16 protein-coding genes are annotated in these 18,535 nt (G+C 73.2%); 3 read left to right on the top strand and 13 right to left on the bottom strand.

Annotated elements, in window-relative coordinates:
• Nucleotide 1 precedes the first annotated feature (1 nt).
• The 9 genes from murD to mraZ form a co-directional block, all read right to left on the bottom strand.
• A complete protein-coding gene (gene murD, locus ACFO9I_RS22840) occupies nt 2-1,462 on the bottom strand; it encodes a UDP-N-acetylmuramoyl-L-alanine--D-glutamate ligase (RefSeq protein WP_379185169.1) in 1,461 nt (486 codons plus the stop codon).
• Nucleotides 1,459-2,544 carry a phospho-N-acetylmuramoyl-pentapeptide-transferase gene (gene mraY / locus ACFO9I_RS22835; protein ID WP_379185167.1) on the bottom strand — a complete coding sequence of 362 codons (1,086 nt, stop codon included), beginning with the start codon at nt 2,542-2,544 and terminating at the stop codon, nt 1,459-1,461. The genes murD and mraY overlap by 4 nt, the downstream gene beginning before the upstream one ends.
• Entirely contained in the window at nt 2,541-3,962 is a 1,422-nt protein-coding gene (locus ACFO9I_RS22830; RefSeq protein ID WP_379185165.1) for a UDP-N-acetylmuramoyl-tripeptide--D-alanyl-D-alanine ligase, read from the bottom strand. Before ACFO9I_RS22830 ends, mraY begins: the two co-directional genes overlap by 4 nt.
• The gene (locus tag ACFO9I_RS22825; protein WP_379185203.1) at nt 3,959-5,452 is read right to left on the bottom strand and encodes a UDP-N-acetylmuramoyl-L-alanyl-D-glutamate--2,6-diaminopimelate ligase; all 1,494 of its coding nucleotides are present in this window, start codon (nt 5,450-5,452) and stop codon (nt 3,959-3,961) included. Before ACFO9I_RS22825 ends, ACFO9I_RS22830 begins: the two co-directional genes overlap by 4 nt.
• Nucleotides 5,453-5,573: 121 nt before the next feature.
• Entirely contained in the window at nt 5,574-7,331 is a 1,758-nt protein-coding gene (locus ACFO9I_RS22820) for a peptidoglycan D,D-transpeptidase FtsI family protein (protein ID WP_379185163.1), read from the bottom strand.
• A gap of 14 nt (nt 7,332-7,345) precedes the next feature.
• Complete coding sequence (locus ACFO9I_RS22815; RefSeq protein ID WP_379185161.1) at nt 7,346-7,945, bottom strand: hypothetical protein; 600 nt, start codon at nt 7,943-7,945, stop codon at nt 7,346-7,348.
• A complete protein-coding gene (rsmH, locus tag ACFO9I_RS22810; protein ID WP_379185159.1) occupies nt 7,942-8,907 on the bottom strand; it encodes a 16S rRNA (cytosine(1402)-N(4))-methyltransferase RsmH in 966 nt (321 codons plus the stop codon). The genes ACFO9I_RS22815 and rsmH overlap by 4 nt, the downstream gene beginning before the upstream one ends.
• Before the next feature lie 11 nt (nt 8,908-8,918).
• Nucleotides 8,919-9,056, bottom strand: a complete 138-nt coding sequence (locus ACFO9I_RS22805; protein ID WP_379185157.1) for a hypothetical protein — start codon at nt 9,054-9,056, stop codon at nt 8,919-8,921.
• 198 nt (nt 9,057-9,254) lie between these two features.
• Entirely contained in the window at nt 9,255-9,686 is a 432-nt protein-coding gene (mraZ, locus tag ACFO9I_RS22800) for a division/cell wall cluster transcriptional repressor MraZ (RefSeq protein WP_379185155.1), read from the bottom strand.
• 480 nt (nt 9,687-10,166) lie between these two features.
• Between mraZ and ACFO9I_RS22795 the strand changes: the two genes are divergently transcribed.
• The 3 genes from ACFO9I_RS22795 to ACFO9I_RS22785 are packed head-to-tail and all read left to right on the top strand — an operon-like array spanning nt 10,167 to nt 14,801.
• Nucleotides 10,167-11,144, top strand: coding sequence for an AAA family ATPase (locus ACFO9I_RS22795; RefSeq protein ID WP_379185153.1), 978 nt, complete (start codon nt 10,167-10,169; stop codon nt 11,142-11,144).
• Complete coding sequence (locus ACFO9I_RS22790) at nt 11,137-12,423, top strand: DUF58 domain-containing protein (protein WP_379185151.1); 1,287 nt, start codon at nt 11,137-11,139, stop codon at nt 12,421-12,423. Before ACFO9I_RS22795 ends, ACFO9I_RS22790 begins: the two co-directional genes overlap by 8 nt.
• The gene (locus ACFO9I_RS22785) at nt 12,420-14,801 is read left to right on the top strand and encodes a transglutaminase TgpA family protein (protein ID WP_379185149.1); all 2,382 of its coding nucleotides are present in this window, start codon (nt 12,420-12,422) and stop codon (nt 14,799-14,801) included. The genes ACFO9I_RS22790 and ACFO9I_RS22785 overlap by 4 nt, the downstream gene beginning before the upstream one ends.
• 186 nt (nt 14,802-14,987) lie before the next feature.
• Here the strand turns inward: ACFO9I_RS22785 and ACFO9I_RS22780 are convergent, their stop codons facing one another.
• The 4 genes from ACFO9I_RS22780 to ACFO9I_RS22765 all read right to left on the bottom strand — a co-directional run.
• Nucleotides 14,988-15,443 (bottom strand): DUF3040 domain-containing protein, encoded by a 456-nt coding sequence (locus tag ACFO9I_RS22780; RefSeq protein WP_379185147.1) that lies wholly within the window; start codon nt 15,441-15,443, stop codon nt 14,988-14,990.
• Nucleotides 15,444-15,591: 148 nt separating this feature from the next.
• Nucleotides 15,592-16,779, bottom strand: a complete 1,188-nt coding sequence (gene dinB, locus ACFO9I_RS22775) for a DNA polymerase IV (RefSeq protein WP_379185145.1) — start codon at nt 16,777-16,779, stop codon at nt 15,592-15,594.
• A 30-nt stretch (nt 16,780-16,809) separates the two neighbouring features.
• Nucleotides 16,810-17,532 carry a methyltransferase domain-containing protein gene (locus ACFO9I_RS22770; protein ID WP_379185143.1) on the bottom strand — a complete coding sequence of 241 codons (723 nt, stop codon included), beginning with the start codon at nt 17,530-17,532 and terminating at the stop codon, nt 16,810-16,812.
• A 19-nt stretch (nt 17,533-17,551) separates the two neighbouring features.
• The coding region (locus ACFO9I_RS22765) for an OB-fold nucleic acid binding domain-containing protein (protein WP_379185141.1) at nt 17,552-18,535 on the bottom strand (984 nt) is incomplete at its 5' end.

The following is an 18,535-nucleotide window of genomic DNA, read 5'->3' as shown; positions in this document are numbered from 1 at the left end:
CCTACTGCTGCTGTCTCCTGCGCACGGCGGCGGCGAAGGCGTCGCCCCGTGCTGCGTAGTTGGTGAACATGTCCATGGAGGCGCATCCGGGGGCCAGCAGGACCGTGTCGCCGGGTCGGGCCAACTCGGCCGCCGCCTCCACGACGCGCTCCATGGGGCCATGTTCCGGACCAGTCTCGCCGTCGGCCACGACGATGACCGGCACATCGGGCGCGTGTCGCGAAAGCGCGTCGCCGATGACGTCACGGTCCCGCCCGAGGAGCACCACACCGCGCAGCCGGTCGCGCACGGCGACGACGAGGTCGTCGAAGCGCGCCCCCTTCGCGAGCCCGCCCGCGACCCAGACCACCGGGTCGTAGGCCTGCAGCGAGGACTGGGCGGCGTGGGGGTTGGTCGCCTTGGAGTCGTCGACCCAGGTGACCCCGTCGAGCACGGCGACGGTCGCGATCCGGTGCCCGTCGGGCCGGAACGAGCGCAGCCCCTCGCGCACCGCAGCCTGGGTGACCCCGTGGCTGCGGGCCAGCGCCGCGGCCGCGAGCGCGTTGGCCACGAAGTGGGGCGCCGGCGAGGCGAGGTCGGCGAGGGTGCACAGCTCGGCGGCGCTGGTGTCGCGCTGCTCGATGAAGGCCCGGTCGGCCAGGATGTCGTCGACGACGCCGAGCATGCCCACGCCCGGCATGCCCAGGGTGAACCCGATCGCCCGGGCGCCCTCCTGGACGTCGGCCTCGCGGACCAGCCGCTCGGTCTCGGGGTCGGCGACGTTGTAGACGCAGGCGCGCTCGACCCGCTCGTAGATGCGGCCCTTGTCGGCGGCGTAGTCGGACATCGAGGAGTACCAGTCGAGGTGGTCCTCGGCGACGTTGAGCACCGCCGCGGACTCCGCGCTCATCGAGTCGGTGTAGTGCAGCTGGAAGCTGGACAGCTCGACCGCGAAGACGTCGTACGGCTCGGGGTCCATCACCGCCTCCACGATCGGCAGGCCGACGTTGCCCACCGCGATCGAGCGGAGGCCGGCCGCCTTGAGGATCGCGTCGAGCATCTGGACGGTGGTGGTCTTGCCGTTGGTGCCGGTCACGCACAGCCACGGAGTCCGGTGGTCCGGGTCGCGCAGCCGCCACGCCAGCTCGACCTCGCCCCAGACCGGGATGCCACGCGCCTGCGCCTGCGCCAGCAGCGGCGCCGACGGCTTCCAGCCCGGCGAGGTGACGACCAGGTCGACGTCGTCGGGCAGGGTCTCGGTGGCGCCCTGCTCCAGGCGCACGGTGGCGCCGAGCACCTCGAGCAGCTCGGCCTTCTCGCGCCGGTCGCTGTCGGGGCCGCCGTCGGACTCGTCGAGCGCGGTGACCGTGGCCCCGAGGTGGTTGAGGTTGTCGGCCGCGGCGAAGCCGGAGACACCGAAGCCGGCGACGACCGCCCGCACGCCCTCCCAGGAGTCGTGCCGGCCGAGGTGGTCGGGGTTCACGACCCGGCCACCCACTCGGCGTAGAAGACGCCGAGCCCGGTCGCCACGCACAGGCCGGTGATGATCCAGAAGCGGATCACGACCGTGATCTGCTCCCAGCCGAGCATCTCGAAGTGGTGGTGCAGCGGGGTCATCCGGAACACCCGTTTCCCGGTCCCGGTCAGGCGCCGGGTGACCTTGAACGTGGTCACCTGCACCATCACCGACAGGGTGACGGCCACGAACAGGCCGCCCAGGATGATCAGCAGCAGCTCGGTGCGGGTGAGGATCGCCAGCCCCGCGAGCGCCGCGCCCAGCGAGAGCGAGCCCGTGTCCCCCATGAAGATGGAGGCCGGCGAGGCGTTCCACCACAGGAAGCCGAAGCAGGCGCCCGTGATCGCGGAGGCGACCACGGCGAGGTCGAGCGGGTCTCGCACCTCGTAGCAGGTGCCGCTCGGGGAGATCGCGCAGGACTGGTTGTTCTGCCAGATGTTCACCAGCGTGTAGGCGCCGAACACCATCACCGAGGCGCCCGTGGCGAGGCCGTCGAGCCCGTCGGTGAGGTTCACCGCGTTGCTGGTGCCGGTGATGATGAGCCAGAAGAGCAGGATCAGCACCACCGCGGGCAAGGTGAACTTGTCGAAGTCGCGGAGGAACGAGATGTGGTTCGAGGCGGGTGTCTCGCCACGACCGTCCTCGAGCGCGGGCGAGAGCGCGAGGATGCCGAACACCACGCCGACGACCGTCTGACCGATCATCTTCGCCTTGCTGCGCAGGCCGAGGCTGCGCTGCTTGGAGATCTTGATGAAGTCGTCGAGGAAGCCGACCAGGCCCATGCCGACGAAGAGGAAGAGCAGCAGCAGCGCCGAGGCCGAGGGCATGCTCTGGGTGATCAGCTTCGCCGCGAAGTACGCGATGACCGTGGCGAGGATGATGACCACGCCGCCCATGGTGGGCGTGCCGCGCTTGGTGTGGTGGGTCGTGGGCCCGTCGTCGCGGATCTCCTGGCCGTAGCCCCAGCTCGTGAAGAGGTGGATGGCGCCGCGGGTGCCCAGGAGCGAGATGAGGAGCGCGAGGCCGCCGCCCAGCAGGATGGCTCTCATGGCTGCGGCACCTCGGTGTTCACCTCTGGGGTCACGGGCGGGGTTCCCTCTTCCTCGAGCAGTCGTTCGGCGATGGCTTCGAGCGCGGCGCCGCGCGATGCCTTGACCAGGACCACGTCGTGCGCCGAGACATTCTCCCGCAGGTGCGACAGTGCCTCGTCACGCCCCGCCGTGAGGATCGCCTCACCGGACCAGCCGTCCGTCGCGCGCGCTCCCTCGGCGATGCCGCGGGCGGGCTCCCCCACCGCGACCAGCAGGTCCACGCCCGCCTCGGCCGCGGCCCGACCCACCGCGAGGTGGTCCTCGGCCGTGTGGTCCCCCAGCTCCTTCATCTCGCCGAGGACCGCGACGGTGCGCCGCCCGCGCCGGCCGCCGATCGCGACCAGCGCGTCGATGGCGGCCACCATCGAGGCCGGGTTCGCGTTGTAGGCGTCGTTGACGACGATCAGGCCGTCGGGCCGCTCCTGGACCTCCATCCGCCACCGCGAGGCAGGCTGCGCCGCCGTCAGGCCGGCGGCGACCTGCGCGAGCGACAGCCCGACCGCGAGGGCCAGGGCTGCGGCCGCCGCGGCGTTCTCGACCTGGTGCAGCCCGGACTGGGTCAACCGCACCGGCTGCCAGTCCCCGTCGTGGCCGAGCTCGAAGGACGGGCGGCCGAGGTCGTCGAGCTCGACGCCGCGCCAGCAGACGTCGCCGCCGCGGCCGAAGGTGAGCACCCGCGCCGGTGTACGGCTCGTCATAGCGGCCGTGAGCTCGTCGTCGGCGTTCAGGACCGCCGTGCCCGTGGGCGGCAGCGCCTCGACGATCTCGCCCTTGGCGACCGCGATCGCCTCACGGCTCCCGAACTCCCCCACGTGGGCGGTGCCGACGTTGAGCACGGCGGCGGCGCTCGGCGGCGCGATGCCACACAGGTAGGCGATGTGGCCGATCCCGCGGGCACCCATCTCGACCACGAGGTACGCCGTGTCGTGCCCGGCGCGCAGCACGGTCAGCGGCACCCCGATCTCGTTGTTGTTGTTCCCACGGGTCGCCACGGTCGGGCCGGCGGTGGCGAGCACCTGGGCGAGGTAGTCCTTGGTGCCGGTCTTGCCCTGGGACCCGGTCAGGGCCAGGACGGTGACGTCCAGCGCGTCGACCAGGTGGCGCGCGAGCCGGCCCAACGCGTCCACCGGGTCCTCCACGAGCACCGACGGGACACCCGTCGGTCGGCTGCCGAGCACCGCCACGGCGCCGCCCTCCACCGCCCGGGCCGTGAAGTCGTGCCCGTCGACGCGCTCCCCCGGCACCGCCACGAACAGGCCGCCCGGCACGGCTTCGCGGCTGTCGACGAACGCTGCGCCGGTCACCACCGTCTCCGGGTCGCCGTCGACGCGACCGCCGACGGTCGCCGCGATCTGGGCCAGGGTCATCGGGATCATCGTGCTGCCATCTCCTCGCGGATGCAGGTCTCGGCGACCTCGCGGTCGTCGAACGGGTGGACCACGCCGGCGACCTCCTGCCCGGTCTCGTGGCCCTTGCCGGCGACGAGGACGATGTCGCCGGGCCGGGCGCGGCGTACGGCCTCCCGGACGGCGGCCCGGCGGTCGCCGATCTCGAGCACCTCGGCGTCGCCGGAGCGGGCACCCGCCAGGACGGCGGCCCGGATCTCCGCCGGGTCCTCGCTGCGCGGGTTGTCGTCGGTCACGACCAGCACGTCGGCCAGCCGGGCCGCGATCTCGCCCATGATCGGACGCTTGCCGGGGTCGCGGTCGCCGCCGGCGCCGAGCACGACGAGGACCCTGCCGTCGGTGAGCGGCCGCAGCGTGCGCAGCGCCGCCTCGACGGCGTCGGGCTTGTGGGCGTAGTCGACCACCACGGCGAAGTCCTGGCCCACGTCGACCCGCTCGAGCCGCCCCGGCACCCCGCCGCCGCGCGCGATCCCCGCGGCCACCCGCGAGGTGTCGAACCCCGCCTCCGCGCAGGCGGCCACCGCGGCGAGCGCGTTGGCCACGTTGAAGTCGCCGGGCAGCGGCACGACGGCGTCGACGGCCAGGCCGTCGGGGCCGAGGACCGTGAAGCGGGACCCGGTCGCCTCCAGGACCACGTCGACCGCCTGCCAGTCGGCCTCCTGCCCCGTGGGCGAGAAGGTGCGGATCGGCACGCCCGCCTCCTCGACCAGCCGCCGGCCGTGCTCGTCGTCGACGTTCACCAGCCCGACCCTGGACCGCTCCGGGGTGAAGAGTGAGGCCTTCGCCGCGAAGTAGTCCTCCACGTCCTTGTGGAAGTCGAGGTGGTCGCGCCCGAGGTTGGTGAAGACGGCCACGTCGAAGACCACCCCGTCCACGCGGCCCATCACCAGCGCGTGGCTGGAGACCTCCATGGCGCACGCGGCGACGTCCCGCTCGCGCATCATCGCGAACAGGCCGTGCAGGTCGGGCGCCTCGGGCGTGGTCAGCGCGGTCTTCAGGTCCACGCCGGCCACGCGGGTGCCGACGGTGCCGACCACCGCGGCCGGGACGCCCGCCTGCTGCAGGCCCCCCTCGGCCAGCCGGGTGGTCGTGGTCTTGCCCTGCGTGCCGGTGACCCCGATCATCCGCAGGCCGGTCGCCGGGTCGCCGTAGACGCGGGCGGCGAGACGCCCCAGCAGGGTCCGAGGCCGGTCCACGACGAGGAGGGGTACGCCGCAGCGCGCGGCCGCCCGAGCGGCTCCCTCGGGGTCGGTCAGGACCGCCACGGCGCCGGCCTCGACCGCGGCCGCCGCGAAGTCGATGCCGTGGGCGCGGGCGCCCGGGAGGGCGGCGTACACGTCGCCCGGGAGGATCCGCTGCGAGCTCAGTGACAGGCCGGTCACCACGACGCCACCGAGGTCGCCGCTGGTGACGACTCCGGCGCCGTCCGGCTGGTCACCCAGCCACCCGGCCAGGTCCACCAGGGGGGTCCGGACGGGATGTCGCGGGCGGGCCGACGCCACCAGGTCCTTGCTCAGCACGACGCGAGGCTATCGCCCGTCGAGGGGTGCTCCACGAGCCCCCGGAGGGCGCGCGTGAGCCTCACCACTCGACGGGGAGCCGGGAGGGCTCGGCGCCGGTCGGCGGGACGGCGTAGCGACGAAGGGCGTAGCTCATGATCTTGGCGAACGCCGGGCCGGCGACCGAGCCACCGCCGCCTCCGTTGCCGGGGTTCTGGACGACGACGTAGACGGTGAACCGCGGGTCGTCGGAGGGCGCGAAGCCGGCGAACGAGACCGTGAAGGTGCCGTCGTAGCAGCCGCAGTCGGTGCCGACGCGCTGCGCGGTGCCGGTCTTGCCGGCGACCCGGTAGCCGGGGATCGCCGCGCCGGGTGCGACGCCCACGTCCGGGTCGACGACGCGCTCCATCATGTGCGCCATGTCGCGGGCGGCCTTCTCGCTGACGACGCGGCGGGTGGTGGTGTGGTCGGTGCCGACGACGGTGCCGTCCTCGGTCGTCGCGGACCCCCGGATCAGGCTCGGCGAGACCCGCACCCCGCCGTTGGCGATGGTGTTCACGGCCGCGGCCATCTGCACCGCGTTGACCGACAGGGACTGGCCGAAGGCGATGCGGTCCTGCACCTGGTGAGTCCACTGGCTGTCCGTCGGCAGGATGCCCGGCGTCTCGCCGCGCACGCCGATGTCCGTGCGCTGGCCGAGGCCGAACTTGGTCAGGTAGGACCGCAGCTCGCCCGTGTCGAACTTGTCGGCGGCCAGGACGGTGCCGATGTTCGAGGACTTGGCGATCACACCGGCCAGGGTGAGGCGGATCAGGCCGTGCGGGAACCAGTCGTGGATCGGCCGGTCCTCGCGGTCCAGCTCGCCCGGGACCTTGAGCTTCGTGCGGGGCGTGACCTTGCCGGCGTCCATGAGGGCGCTCAGCGTGAGCACCTTCTCCACGGAGCCGGGCTCGTAGACGTCGCTCATCGACCGCGCGCCGCGGTCCTCGTCGGGCGCGGCCAGCGGGTGGTTGGCGTCGAACGTCGGGTCGTCGGCCTCGGCGAGGATCTCGCCGGTGCGGGTGTCCATCACCACCGCGAAGCCGGACTCGGCGCGGGCGTTGCGGACCGTCTGGGCCAGCACCCGCTGGGTGTACCACTGCAGGTCGAGGTCGATGGTGGTCTGCAGGTCCCGGCCGTCCACGGCGCGCTCGATCGTGCTCTCGCCGAGCGGGATCCGGTTGCCGCCGCCGACCTCGTAGCGGGCCGAGCCGTCCTGGCCGGCCAGCTGGGTGTCGAAGGTGCGCTCGAGGCCGCCGAGGGCCTCGTCGGTGCCCATGAAGCCGATCAGGTTCGCGGCGACGTCGCCGGCCGGGTAGTCGCGAATCGGGTCGGGCCGGGTCGCGAGACCCTTGAAGCCGGCGTCCGCGGCGGCGCTGACCGCGTCACTCGCCACGGTCGCGGGCACCCGGCGCGCGATGTACTCGAAGCGGCTGTCCGGCTCCCGCAGCTTCTTCAGCGTCGTGAAGTAGTCGATGTCCAGACGGGTCGCGAGGAACTTCGCCAGCTCCGGCGCCTGGTCGCTGGTCATGTACGGGTCGGCCACGACCATCAGGCCGTCGACGGAGTCGGCCAGCGGCTTGCCGTTGCGGTCCAGGATGTCGCCGCGCTCGGCCTGCAGCGCGACTTCGACCATGCCCTCGGCGGCCGCCATCGCGGCGTACGAGTTGGGGTCGATGCCCTGCAGCTGGACGAGCCGACCGGCGAACACCGACAGGATGATCGCGATGACCAGGAACCCGACGCGCAGCCGGATGCGGGCCGAGCCGCGCAGGCTGCCCTGGGGGCGGGTGGGTCGCACGTGCGTCTCCGGTCTCAGCGCTGGGAGCTGTGGCTCACGTTGTTCTTGTGGTCCCTGTTGCTCGAGTTGTTGCTGTGGTTCTTTCTACCGTCCCCGTCGCCCCGCGAGCCCGAGGACGCGCCGTCCTCGGCGGGCGGGGCGTCGACGTAGGTGGGCGCCGGGTCGAGGACCGCGGGCAGCTGCGGCGCCGGCGGGACGACCTGCACGTTCTGGGCCGGGTCGGGGGGCGTGGCCACGCCGAGGACCTTGCCGTCCGAGAGCCGCAGGAACGCCGGGCTGCCGGCGGTGACCATGCCCATCTTCCGGGCCTGCTCGGCCACGTGCTGGGGGTCGCGCAGCACGTCGAGCTCCATGCGCAGGGTCTGCTCGCGAGCCGACAGCGTGCTGGCCTGGCCCTCGAGCGAGGTGGCCGCGAAGGACGCCTGCTGCATGGAGGTGTTGAAGAGGAGCAGGCCGACGACGCCGCCGAGGAGGATGAGCGACACCAGGGTCACGAACGGCACGCGCGCGGCCCGCACCCGGCGGCGCGGGACGACGGTGAGGCGGGCCCGCTCGACGGCCGCCTCCGCGATGCGCGGCATGCGGGAGCGGAACTGGACGGCAGGGCTGCTCATGACGCGTCTCCTCGGGTGGTGGCAAGTCGTTCGATGGCGCGCAGGCGGACCGACGCCGCGCGCGGGTTCTCGGCGATCTCCTCGGGCGAGGCCTTCTCCGAGCCGCGCGTCACCAGGCGGTACGTCGGCTCGTGGCCGGCGGGCACGAAGGGCATGTCGACGGGGACGTCGCTGCGGGTGGCCTCGGCGAAGGCCTGCTTGACCAGCCGGTCCTCCAGCGAGTGGTAGGACTCGACCACCACGCGGCCACCGGTGCCGATCGCCTCGATGGCCGCCGGCATGGCCCGGCGCAGCACGGCGAGCTCGTCGTTGACCTCCATCCGCAGCGCCTGGAAGGTGCGCTTGGCGGGATGGCCGCCGGTACGACGCGCCGGCGCGGGGATCTCGGCGTACAGCAGCTCGACCAGGCGCGCCGAGGTGGTGAACGGCTCGACCTCGCGCTCGCGGACGATCGCGGCCGCGATCTTGCGCGCGAACTTCTCCTCGCCGTACTCCCGCAGCACCCGGGTCAGGTCGGCCGCGGAGTAGGTGTTGAGGACGTCCGCGGCGGTCCGACCGGTCGTCTTGTCCATGCGCATGTCGAGCGGCGCGTCCTCGGCGTAGGCGAAGCCGCGCTCGCGCACGTCGAGCTGCATCGAGGAGACGCCCAGGTCGAAGAGCACGGCGTCGACGTGCGTGAGCCCGAGCTCGGCGAGGACTTCGGGGATCTCGTCGTAGACCGCGTGCACGCCGGTGAACCGGTCGCCGAACGGCGCGAGCCGGGTCCCGGCGAGCTCGAGGGCGGCGGGGTCGCGGTCGACGCCGATGACGCGGGCGCCCGGGATCCGGGTCAGGACCGCCTCGGAGTGGCCGCCGAGACCGAGGGTGGCGTCGACGAGGGTCGCGCCCTCGCGCTCGAGCGCGGGCGCCAGAAGAGCGACGACCCGGTCGAGGAGGACCGGGACGTGGCGGGGGCTGCTCATGGTCGCGGCGCCTACCGACCCAGGCTCGTGAGCAGGAGGAGCGCGGTGGCCAGCCCGACGGAGGTGACGGCCGAGAACGCCATCAGCGCGGCGGCCTCGCGGGCCTGGTGGCGCACCCGGCGAACCGGTGCGACGGGTGTGATGCTCATGGACTCGACCCCCCTCCAAAGGTGCTGTGAGTACTGCTGCGATCCGCAGGACCAGGTCCCTGCCCGCTCCCCGGGTGGGAAGTCGTCCTCTGGAACCGGGGAAGGTGCCCCAGATGACGATGGTGTGAGGGAGCGGGCCCGAGACCTCGTCCTGCGGATCGCTGTGGAGTTGTGCGTGCTGCGGTGGTGCCGGTGGGGTCAGACCCCGGGGAAGACTTCCTCGCTGAGCTCGGAGAACTTCTCCTCCTGCTCCGCGGAGTACTGCTGCCAGCGGGTCGGGTCCCAGATCTCGACCCGGTTCATCACCCCGATGACCACCACGTCGCGGTCGAGCGAGGCGTACTCGCGCAGCATCGGCGTGATCGTGATGCGGCCCTGCTTGTCGGGGGTCTCCTCCGAGGCGCCGGCGAACAGGAAGCGGGTGTAGTCCCGCGCCCCCTTCACCGTGACCGGAGCCTCCTGCGCCCGACGGGTGAGCTCGACGAAGTCGGCCATCGGCCACACCGTCAGACAGCGCTCCTGCCCTCGAGTCACCACGAGCCCCTCCGCGAGCTGGTCCCTGAACTTGGCCGGGAGGAACAGCCGCCCCTTGTCATCGAGCTTCGGGGTGTAGGTGCCCATGAAGAACATCGAGCACCTCCCCTCCACCCTGTGACTGGGCGGTTCCTCCACTGCGCACCACTTTACTCCACTTCCCCCCACCGTCAACCATATCGAGCGTGTTGCCGCGCCCGATTCGGGTGATTCCGGCCGACCCCCTCCCCCGTTCGACCCACCGTTGCGAGACGCTGGGCGTACGACGTTTGCGCAGGTCAGCGGTGTAGTGCTCGCTCCGGGGGTGCGCGAGTGGAGCGCGGGTGGGGGACGATGCGCGTCCGTGGTGGGGGGAAGTGGAGGGAGAGGTGGAGGAACGGGGAGCCCGGGACGGCGTCCAGGTCGTGCACGGGGCTGCCAGAGGGGAAACTCGAACCAGATCCGCAACCAAACCGTGACCACCGGTGTCGAACGTGGTGTCGACCCGGCCGCGTATCTTTCCGGGACGCCCTACGGTTGGGTGTGGGGACGCGAGCGCCGCAAGGGCGTGGCGCGCACGATTGGGAAGGACCGGAAGTGGGAGCTCCGAGCACGGGAGGTGCCGACCTCGAGACTCTCGCCCGGGTAGTCGGCCGGGTGCGGCACAACATCGAGCGCGTCATCGAGGGCAAGCCGGACGTCGTGACGTCCGCGCTCGTCGTGCTGCTCGCCGAGGGCCACCTGCTCATCGAGGACGTGCCCGGCGTCGGCAAGACGATGCTGAGCAAGGCGCTGGCCCGCAGCATCGACTGCTCGGTGCGTCGCATCCAGTTCACGCCGGACCTGCTGCCGTCCGACGTCACCGGCGTCTCGGTGTTCAACCAGAACACCCGCGAGTTCGAGTTCCGTCCCGGCGGGGTGTTCGCGAACATCGTGGTCGGCGACGAGATCAACCGGGCCTCGCCCAAGACCCAGTCGGCGCTGCTCGAGTGCATGGAGGAGCGCCAGGTCACCGTCGACAACACGACCTACCAGCTCGACTCCCCGTTCATGGTGATCGCGACGCAGAACCCGATCGAGATGGAGGGCACCTACGCGCTGCCCGAGGCGCAGCGCGACCGCTTCATGGCGCGGGTGTCGGTCGGCTACCCCGTCGAGGCGGCCGAGCTCGCCATGCTCGACTCCCACACGGGCAGCAACCCGCTCGAGGACCTCGAGTCGGTCACCGACGCCGGCGAGGTGCAGAAGCTGATCGGGATCGTCAACCAGGTCTACGTCTCCCACGCCGTGCAGCGCTACACCGTGGCGCTGACGGCAGCCACCCGGCGCTCGGAGGAGCTGACCCTGGGCGCCTCCCCCCGCGCCACGCTGCACCTGGTGCGGGCGGCCAAGGCGATGGCCGCGATCCACGGGCGCGACTACGTCCTGCCCGACGACGTGCACACCCTGGCCCGCCCGGTGCTGGCGCACCGCCTGCTGCCCAGCGTCGAGGCGGCGATGAGCGGTCGGTCGACGACCGCCATCCTCGACGGCGTGGTCGCCGCCGTGCCCGTTCCCGAGGGGAACCGTGCGTGAGGCACTGGCCGGCCTGACCGTCCGCGGACGGGCGTTCCTCGCCGCCGGCATCACGGCGATCGTCTGCGCCGTGCTGCTCGGGCAGTCCGCACTGACCCGGGTCGGGGTGCTGGTCCTCGCCCTCCCGCTGGTGACCGCCTTCCTGATCGCCCGGAGCCGGTACAAGCTCGCGCTGGTGCGCACCGTGACCCCGCAGCTGGTGGCCGCCGGCCAGCCGGCCCGGGTCAGCCTGACCCTGACCAACGAGGGCCGCACGCCCAGCGGGGTGCTCCTCCTGGAGGACCACGTCCCGTACGTGCTCGGCACCCGGCCCCGCTTCGTCCTGCACGGCATCGGCCAGGGCTGGCACCGCCAGGTGAGCTACCAGGTCCGCTCCGACGTGCGCGGCCGCTTCGACATCGGTCCGATGACGGTCCGGGTCAGCGACCCGTTCGGGCTCGTCGAGCTCGGCCGCTCCTTCCGCACCACCGTCCCGCTGACCGTCACCCCGCGCACGGTGCCGCTGCCCGGCATCCCCCTCGGGGGCGCCTGGACGGGGTCCGGCGACAACCGGCCCCGCGCCTTCGCCACCGGCAGCGCCGAGGACGTCACCGTCCGCGAGTACCGTCGCGGCGACGACCTGCGCCGGGTGCACTGGCGCAGCTCCGCCCGCGTCGGCGAGCTGATGGTCCGCAGGGAGGAGCAGCCCTGGCAGTCCCGAGCCACGCTGTTCCTCGACAACCGGCTGCGCGCCCACCGTGGCCAGGGCATCGCCTCGTCGCTCGAGGCCGCGGTGTCCGCCGCCGCCTCGGTGGCCGTCCACCTGAGCCAGCGCGGCTTCACGGTCCGGCTGGTCACCGCCACCGGCGAGGAGCCGAGCAGTGCCTGGCACTTCCGCGACGCCGACCTCAACACGGGTCCCCTGCTCGAGGCGCTGGCCGTCGTGCAGGCCGTGCACCAGCCGCAGCTCGACACCAGCTGGCTCTCCGAGGGCGGGCACGGCGGCCTGACCGTGGCGGTCTTCGGCCAGGTCGAGGCCGTCGACGTACCCATCCTCCGGCGGATGCAGCTGCACGCCGGCTCGGCGATCGCGATCGCCCTCGACGTCGACGCGTGGGTCTCCCCCGCCGCCGAGGCCGGTGCGTCCCCGCTCCTGGCCCAGCAGGGCTGGCGGGTCGCGACACTGCGCCCGCGAGACCGGCTCGACCAGGTCTGGCAGGAGCTGGGGCGCAGCAGCGCCCACCTGTCCCGGTCCGGCGGCCCGGCCGCACCGACGACACCGCTGCAGGGGCTGCGATGAGCCCGCGCCGTGGTGGCCTCGTCACCGATGTCTGGCTCGCCGCCAACGCGGCCGCCACCACGTGGGTGGCGATGTGGTCGTGGGCCAGCTTCACGATGGTCCCCGGGCGGTTCCTCAGCCCCCTGTTCCTGCTCGGGGTCGTCGTCGCGGGCACCGGGGTGCTCGCCCGGTGGCTGCGCGCCCCGGGCCCGGCCGTCGTGGGCCTCCAGGTCGTCGTCTCCGGGCTGGTCTGCAGCATGGTCATCAGCGGCTCGCCGCTCCCGGTGGGGGCCGCCTGGTCCCGGATGACCCAGTCGTTCGGTGACGCGGTCGACACCGCCAACCAGTACGCCGCCCCCGTCCCCTCCGACGCCCCCGGCGTGCACCCGCTCCTGATCCCCGGCGGGCTGCTCTGCCTGCTGCTCGTGGACGTGCTGGTGTGCACCCTGCGCCGGGTGCCGCTCGCGGGGCTCCCTCTCCTGATGATCTACAGCGTGCCGGTCAGCCTCGTGGGCGGCGGCGTCTCGTGGTGGGTCTTCGTGCCGACGGCGATCGGCTTCATGACCCTGCTCTTCCTCCAGGAGAGCGAGCAGGTCGCGCGCTGGGGCCGCCCGCTCGTGGAGAACCCCGACAGCGCCGGGGCATCGACGTTCGGCCCGCAGGGCGCCGTCCGCGCCAGTGCCGGGACGATCGGGTCGGTGGCCACCGCGCTGGCCCTCGTGGTGCCGCTGCTCATCCCGACCCTCGACCTGCACGTCTTCGACGGCGGGCGCGGCCCCGGCGGCGGGTCCGACATCTCGATCCGCAACCCCATGATCGACCTGCGCCGTGACCTCAGCCGTCCCGAGGACGTCCCCCTGGTACGCGTGACCACCGACGACCCGGCTCCGGACTACCTGCGGATCTCGGTCCTCAACCGGTTCTCCGACAACGAGTGGAGCTCGGGCGACCGCGACGTCCCGGCCGGCAACACGGCCGACGGCCAGATGCCCGCCCTGGTGGGTGTCGCCGGGACCGTGCCGCGACGCGAGTACGGCTACGAGGTCGCGGTGGACCGGGCGTTCGCCTCGTCGTGGCTGCCCACCCAGGCACCCATCAGTCGGATCGTCGCCTCCGGGGACTGGCGATACGACACCTCGACGATGGACTTCATCTCCGGCGACAAGGAGGTGACCACGGCGGGCATGCAGTACTCCATGACCAGCGTCGACCTCGAGCTGGACGCCGCGGACATGGCCAGCGCCGGATCGGCGTACGGCCTGGTGAGCAAGGACTACCTCGACACGCCGACCGACCTGCCGCCCATGGTCCGCACCCTCGCCAACGAGGTGACCCGCGACGCCCCGAGCCGCTACGAGAAGGCGGTCGCGCTGCAGAACTGGTTCAGCAGCACCGGGCACTTCACCTACGACCTGCACGCGCAGCCGGGCAACGGTGTCGACGACCTGGTGGCCTTCCTCAGCACCGGTGACGGCGGCCGCACGGGCTACTGCGAGCAGTTCGCCGCCGCCATGGCGGTCATGGCGCGCACGCTCGGCATCCCGGCGCGGGTGGCGGTGGGCTTCCTGGAGCCCGACGAGGTGGGTCCCGGTGTATGGGAGTACAGCTCCCACGACCTGCACGCCTGGCCCGAGCTGTTCATCCCCGGCTCCGGCTGGGTCCTCTTCGAGCCCACCCCCGCCGGTGCCGGGACCACCGTGCCCTCGTACACCACCCAGGACGTGCCGGTCAACGACCCCACCCTCAGCCCGTCCGCGTCCCGACCGACCGAGAGCCTGCCGAGCCGCGGTCCGCGCGACAGCCTGTCGCCCAGCGAGTCCGACGCCGCGGGCTCGGCCTCCGGTGGCGACTCCGGCTTCCCGTGGCTGCCGATCGGCGGCGGGCTGGCCGGTTTCGTGGTCCTGGCCGGCCTGGCCCTGCTCCCGCGGACGGTACGCCGCGGCCGCCGCGAGCGCCGCCTCGGCGGGGGCATCGAGGAGGTCTGGGCCGAGCTGCGCGCGACCGCCGTCGACCTCGGCGTGCCCTGGCCGGAGTCCCGCTCCCCCCGCGAGACGCGCCAGCGCCTGGTCGGGCACTTCGGCACGCCGGTGGACCGGGAGACCGTGGAGCGACCCCGGCACGGCGCGGACGTGGCACCCGAGGCCGTGGCCGCACTGGACCGGCTGGTGGGCGTGCTCGAGCTGTCCCGCTACTCCCGGACGCCCTCGTCCGGCGACACCCTGCGCACCGACGCCGAGGCCTGCCTCGCCGCCCTGCACGGGGGCGCCACGCGGGGCGCCCGGCGACGGGCCGAGTGGTGGCCGCGGACGGTCGTCACGAGCCGCCGGCGCGAGCACGCCGTACGGGTCCAGGCGCCGGTGCAGGCGCGGTACGGCGGTGTCGTCGACCACGTCGGCTGACCCGTCGACCCGTCGCAGCCTCACCACACAACACGTCGACCCGTCGCAGCTTCACCGCACAACACGTCGACCCGTCGCAGCTTCACCACACAACACATCGACCCGTCGTGAATTCACGACGGGTCGAGACCTGAGCGGGTCGAACTGCGACGGGTCGGCGTGCTGACTGCGTCGACAAGCGACGGGTCAGAAGCCGCCGTTCTCCTCGCGGCGACGACGCCAGCGGTCCTCCATGCGCTGCATGAAGGTGCCCGAGCCGTGCCGGCGCGAGCGCTTGGTCTTGCCGGTGCGGCCGCCGTCGATGACGGTGAAGCCGTGGGCGGGCCGGCCGGCGGAGCGGGACTCGCTGGCGTGGCCCTGCTGGCCGCGCACGGCGGTCACGGCCACGGTGGCCGAGCCGAGCATGATGATGAAGCCGAGGATGCCGAGCGCCCAGAACCGGGAGTCGTTGCCGGAGAGGATCGCGCCGGTCATCAGGACCGCCACGCCGACCGCGAAGCAGACGCCCGCGATGATGGCCCGGCGGCGGGCCGAGCGACGCAGCGAGGTGCCGCGCAGGGTCGAGGCGAGCTTGGGGTCCTCCTCGACGAGAGCGCGCTCCATCTGCTCGAGCAGTCGGAGCTCCTCTTCGGAGAGTGGCACCGGGTCCTCCACGGGTCTAACTCAAGCCATTCGACGGATGCGGCCTAGGCCTGGGTCAAGTCTAGGCAGCGGCTGGTGATCCCGGTAGCCGGGTTCACGAAATTGGTACCGAACTCATGCCATCTGCCGGGTCCGCGTCCGGAATGTGTCAGGAGAGCAGGCTCGCCGGGCGCACCGCGGCCGACCCGAACCGGGTGGTCGCGCGGTCGACCGCGCGGTCGGCGTCCGACCAGCCGTGCTCGCGCTCCCCCAGCACCAGCTGCCGGTGGACCGTCTCCCGGGCGACCAGTCCCTCGACGCGCACCCCGACCAGCCGGAGCCGGGCCCGCTGCAGCCCCAGGGCGTCGTACAGCCGGGCCGCGGTCCGGTAGACGTCCTGGGTCACGTCGGTGGCCTCGGGCAGGGTGCGGGAGCGGGTGATCGTAGTGAAGTCGGCGAACCGGACCTTGAGGGTGACGGTGCGTCCCGCGACCCCCGCGACCCGCATCCGCCCGGTGACCTTGGTCGAGAGTCGCAGCAGCTCACGCAGCACCACCTCGCGGTCGTCGGTGTCACGGCCGAAGGTCTCGTCGGCGCCCATCGAGCGTTCGGGCTCGTCGGGACCCCGACGGGGGGTGACCACCCGGTGGTCGATCCCCCAGGCCAGGTCGTGCAGGTGGCTGCCGAGCCCGTCGCCCACCGCGCGCTGCAGGGTCCGTAGCGGGGTGTGCGCCACGTCGCCGACCGTGACCAGCCCCAGCCGGTGGAGCATCGCCTGGGTCTTCTCCCCCACGCCCCACAGCTCACCGACGTCGAGCGGGTGCAGGAAGGAGGTGATCTCCTCGGGCGGCACCACGACGACGCCGTCGGGCTTGGCCCGCCGGCTGGCCAATTTGGCGACCGTCACCGCGGCCGCCACCCCGACCGAGCAGGTGATGCCCTGCTCGTCGTGGATCGTCGCGCGCAGCTGCTCGGCGATCTCCAGGGGCGACCCGAGGCGACGGGTCGACCCCCGCACGTCCAGGAACGCCTCGTCCAGGGAGAGCATCTCCACCAGCGGGGTGACCCGCCGGAAGCTCTCGGCCACCGAGGCCGACACCTGCGCGAACAGCTCGAAGTCGGGCGGCAGCACGACGGCCCGGGGGCAGACCCGACGGGCCCGGGTCATCGGCATCGCCGAGCGCACGCCGTACCGCCGTGCGGCGTAGCTGGCCGAGAGCACCACCCCCCGACTCCCGCCGCCCACGATGACGGGGACGTCCCAGAGGTCCGGCCGGTCGCGGGTGGCCACCGACGCGTAGAAGGCGTCCATGTCGACGTGGAGGATCGGCGTGGCCGGAGCGCCGGCGGAGGTCACGCCGACCTCCCGGGGTCGACGAGTGACGGGTCAGCGGGCGAGCACGTGCAGCTGCGTGGCGAGCGGGAGGTACTCGGGGCGCTCGGAGGTGGCGTGCTCGAGCTCGACCAGCGCGGCGGTGGCACCGGGCTCGAGGTCCAGCAGCGACCCGGGGACGAGGTCGGCGAAGACACGGACGCCGTGCACCGAGGCGACCTCGAAGCCGGCACCGGCCAGCAGCCCGGTCGCCTCGTCCACGGTGAACCGGCGCCCGGAGCGACCCGTGGCGGCCGGGTCGTCGAGCAGGGCGAGGGCCTGGCCGAAGTGCCCGGCCATCGCCCGGGCGACGACGGCGGCGTGCCGCTGGGCGACCAGGAGGCTGAGGGTCCCGCCGGGGCGTAGCACCTCGCGGATCGTGGCCAGCGCGGCGGCGGGGTCGTCCACGACCTCGAGGACGCCGTGGCAGAGCACCACGTCGGCGCTGCCGGGACCGACGAGGTCGAGCAGGGTCGACAGGTCGCCCTGCTGGCCGGCGACCTCCACCCCGCGCTCCCGGGCGCGCCGGTCCAGCGAGGCCAGGGCGTCGGGGCTGGGGTCGACCACCGTGACCCGGTGACCGATCTCCGCGACCCGGACCGCGAACCCGCCGGTGCCGCCGCCGATGTCGAGGACGTCGCGAGGCTCCCCGCCCTCGAGCACGGGAAGCAGGCCCTCCCACACCACGGCGGTCCGGGCAGCGCCCCGGCGTTCGCTGGGTCGATCACTCGCTGGCATGCCCCACACCCTAGGGGAGTCATCCGGCGCTCCCGGGGCTGCGGTGCCACAGCTTGCGCGAGACGTCCTTGGTGGACTCGCCGGCCGGCTTGATGTCGGCGTACGGCGAGAGCTTGAAGCCGCTGGAGTGCACCAGCACCCGGCGTCGACCCATCCCGCCTGCGGCGCTGGGGTGGTGCTCGGGCCCCTCGCCCTCCCCCGTCGCCGGGAAGGACTGCGGGCAGGCCATGACCGGCCGGCTGGCGCGGCTCTCCGCGGCACCGGCGACGGCCGCCTCCCCCACCCCGGCGAAGCCCTCCGGCACGACCGCCATCGCCTCGTGGACGGCGTCCATGCCCCCGGCCCGCCACAGCGCGAACAGCGCCGGCAGCTCCCAGCACCCGGTGGCCCGCAGGGAGACGCCCCGGCGGCCGGTACGCCGCAGCTCGCCGCGGACCACCAGCAGCCAGGAGTGGAAGACGGTCGCGGCGTAGGGGCCCTGGGCGTCCTCGAAGAAGGTCGCGTCGACCGGGCCGGTGGCGTCGTCGAGGGTCAGGAAGATGACCCGTCGCCCGGACCGGATCGGCGGGGTCTGGGTCGCGACCTTGACCCCCGCGACCAGCAGCTCGGCCCGGCTCCGCCGGGACAGCAGGTCGCGGCTGCGGGTCACCCCGAGCTCGTCGAGGAAGCCGGCGTAGGTGTCGACGACGTGCCGGCTGGCGTCGAGCCCGAGGATCTCGAGCTCGGCGCGCATCTTCTCCTCGGCGTCCATCTCCGGCAGCCCGCTCACCATCTCGCCGCCCTCCCCGGGCGCGTCGCCGAGGTCGAGGGCGAGCTGGACCGAGGTGACCGGCCGCGGCGGCGGGGTGGCCCGGGACTGGGCCGAGGCCCTCGCCCACACCCCGGGGTCGGCCAGCGGGTGCCGCTCCAGCGCCGCGGCACCCTCGCGGGCGGCCGGGTCGGAGCTGTTGCGGGCGGCGGCGTCCTCGGCCCTGGCCCGGGCGGCGACGCCGGCCGTCGCGAC

Origin of the sequence: Nocardioides sp. GCM10023255 (assembly GCF_042653125.1) — a bacterium.
GTDB lineage: Bacteria > Actinomycetota > Actinomycetes > Propionibacteriales > Nocardioidaceae > Nocardioides.
The sequence above is the reverse complement of the archived record's forward strand: the minus strand, read 5'-3'. Positions and strand labels throughout refer to the sequence as shown.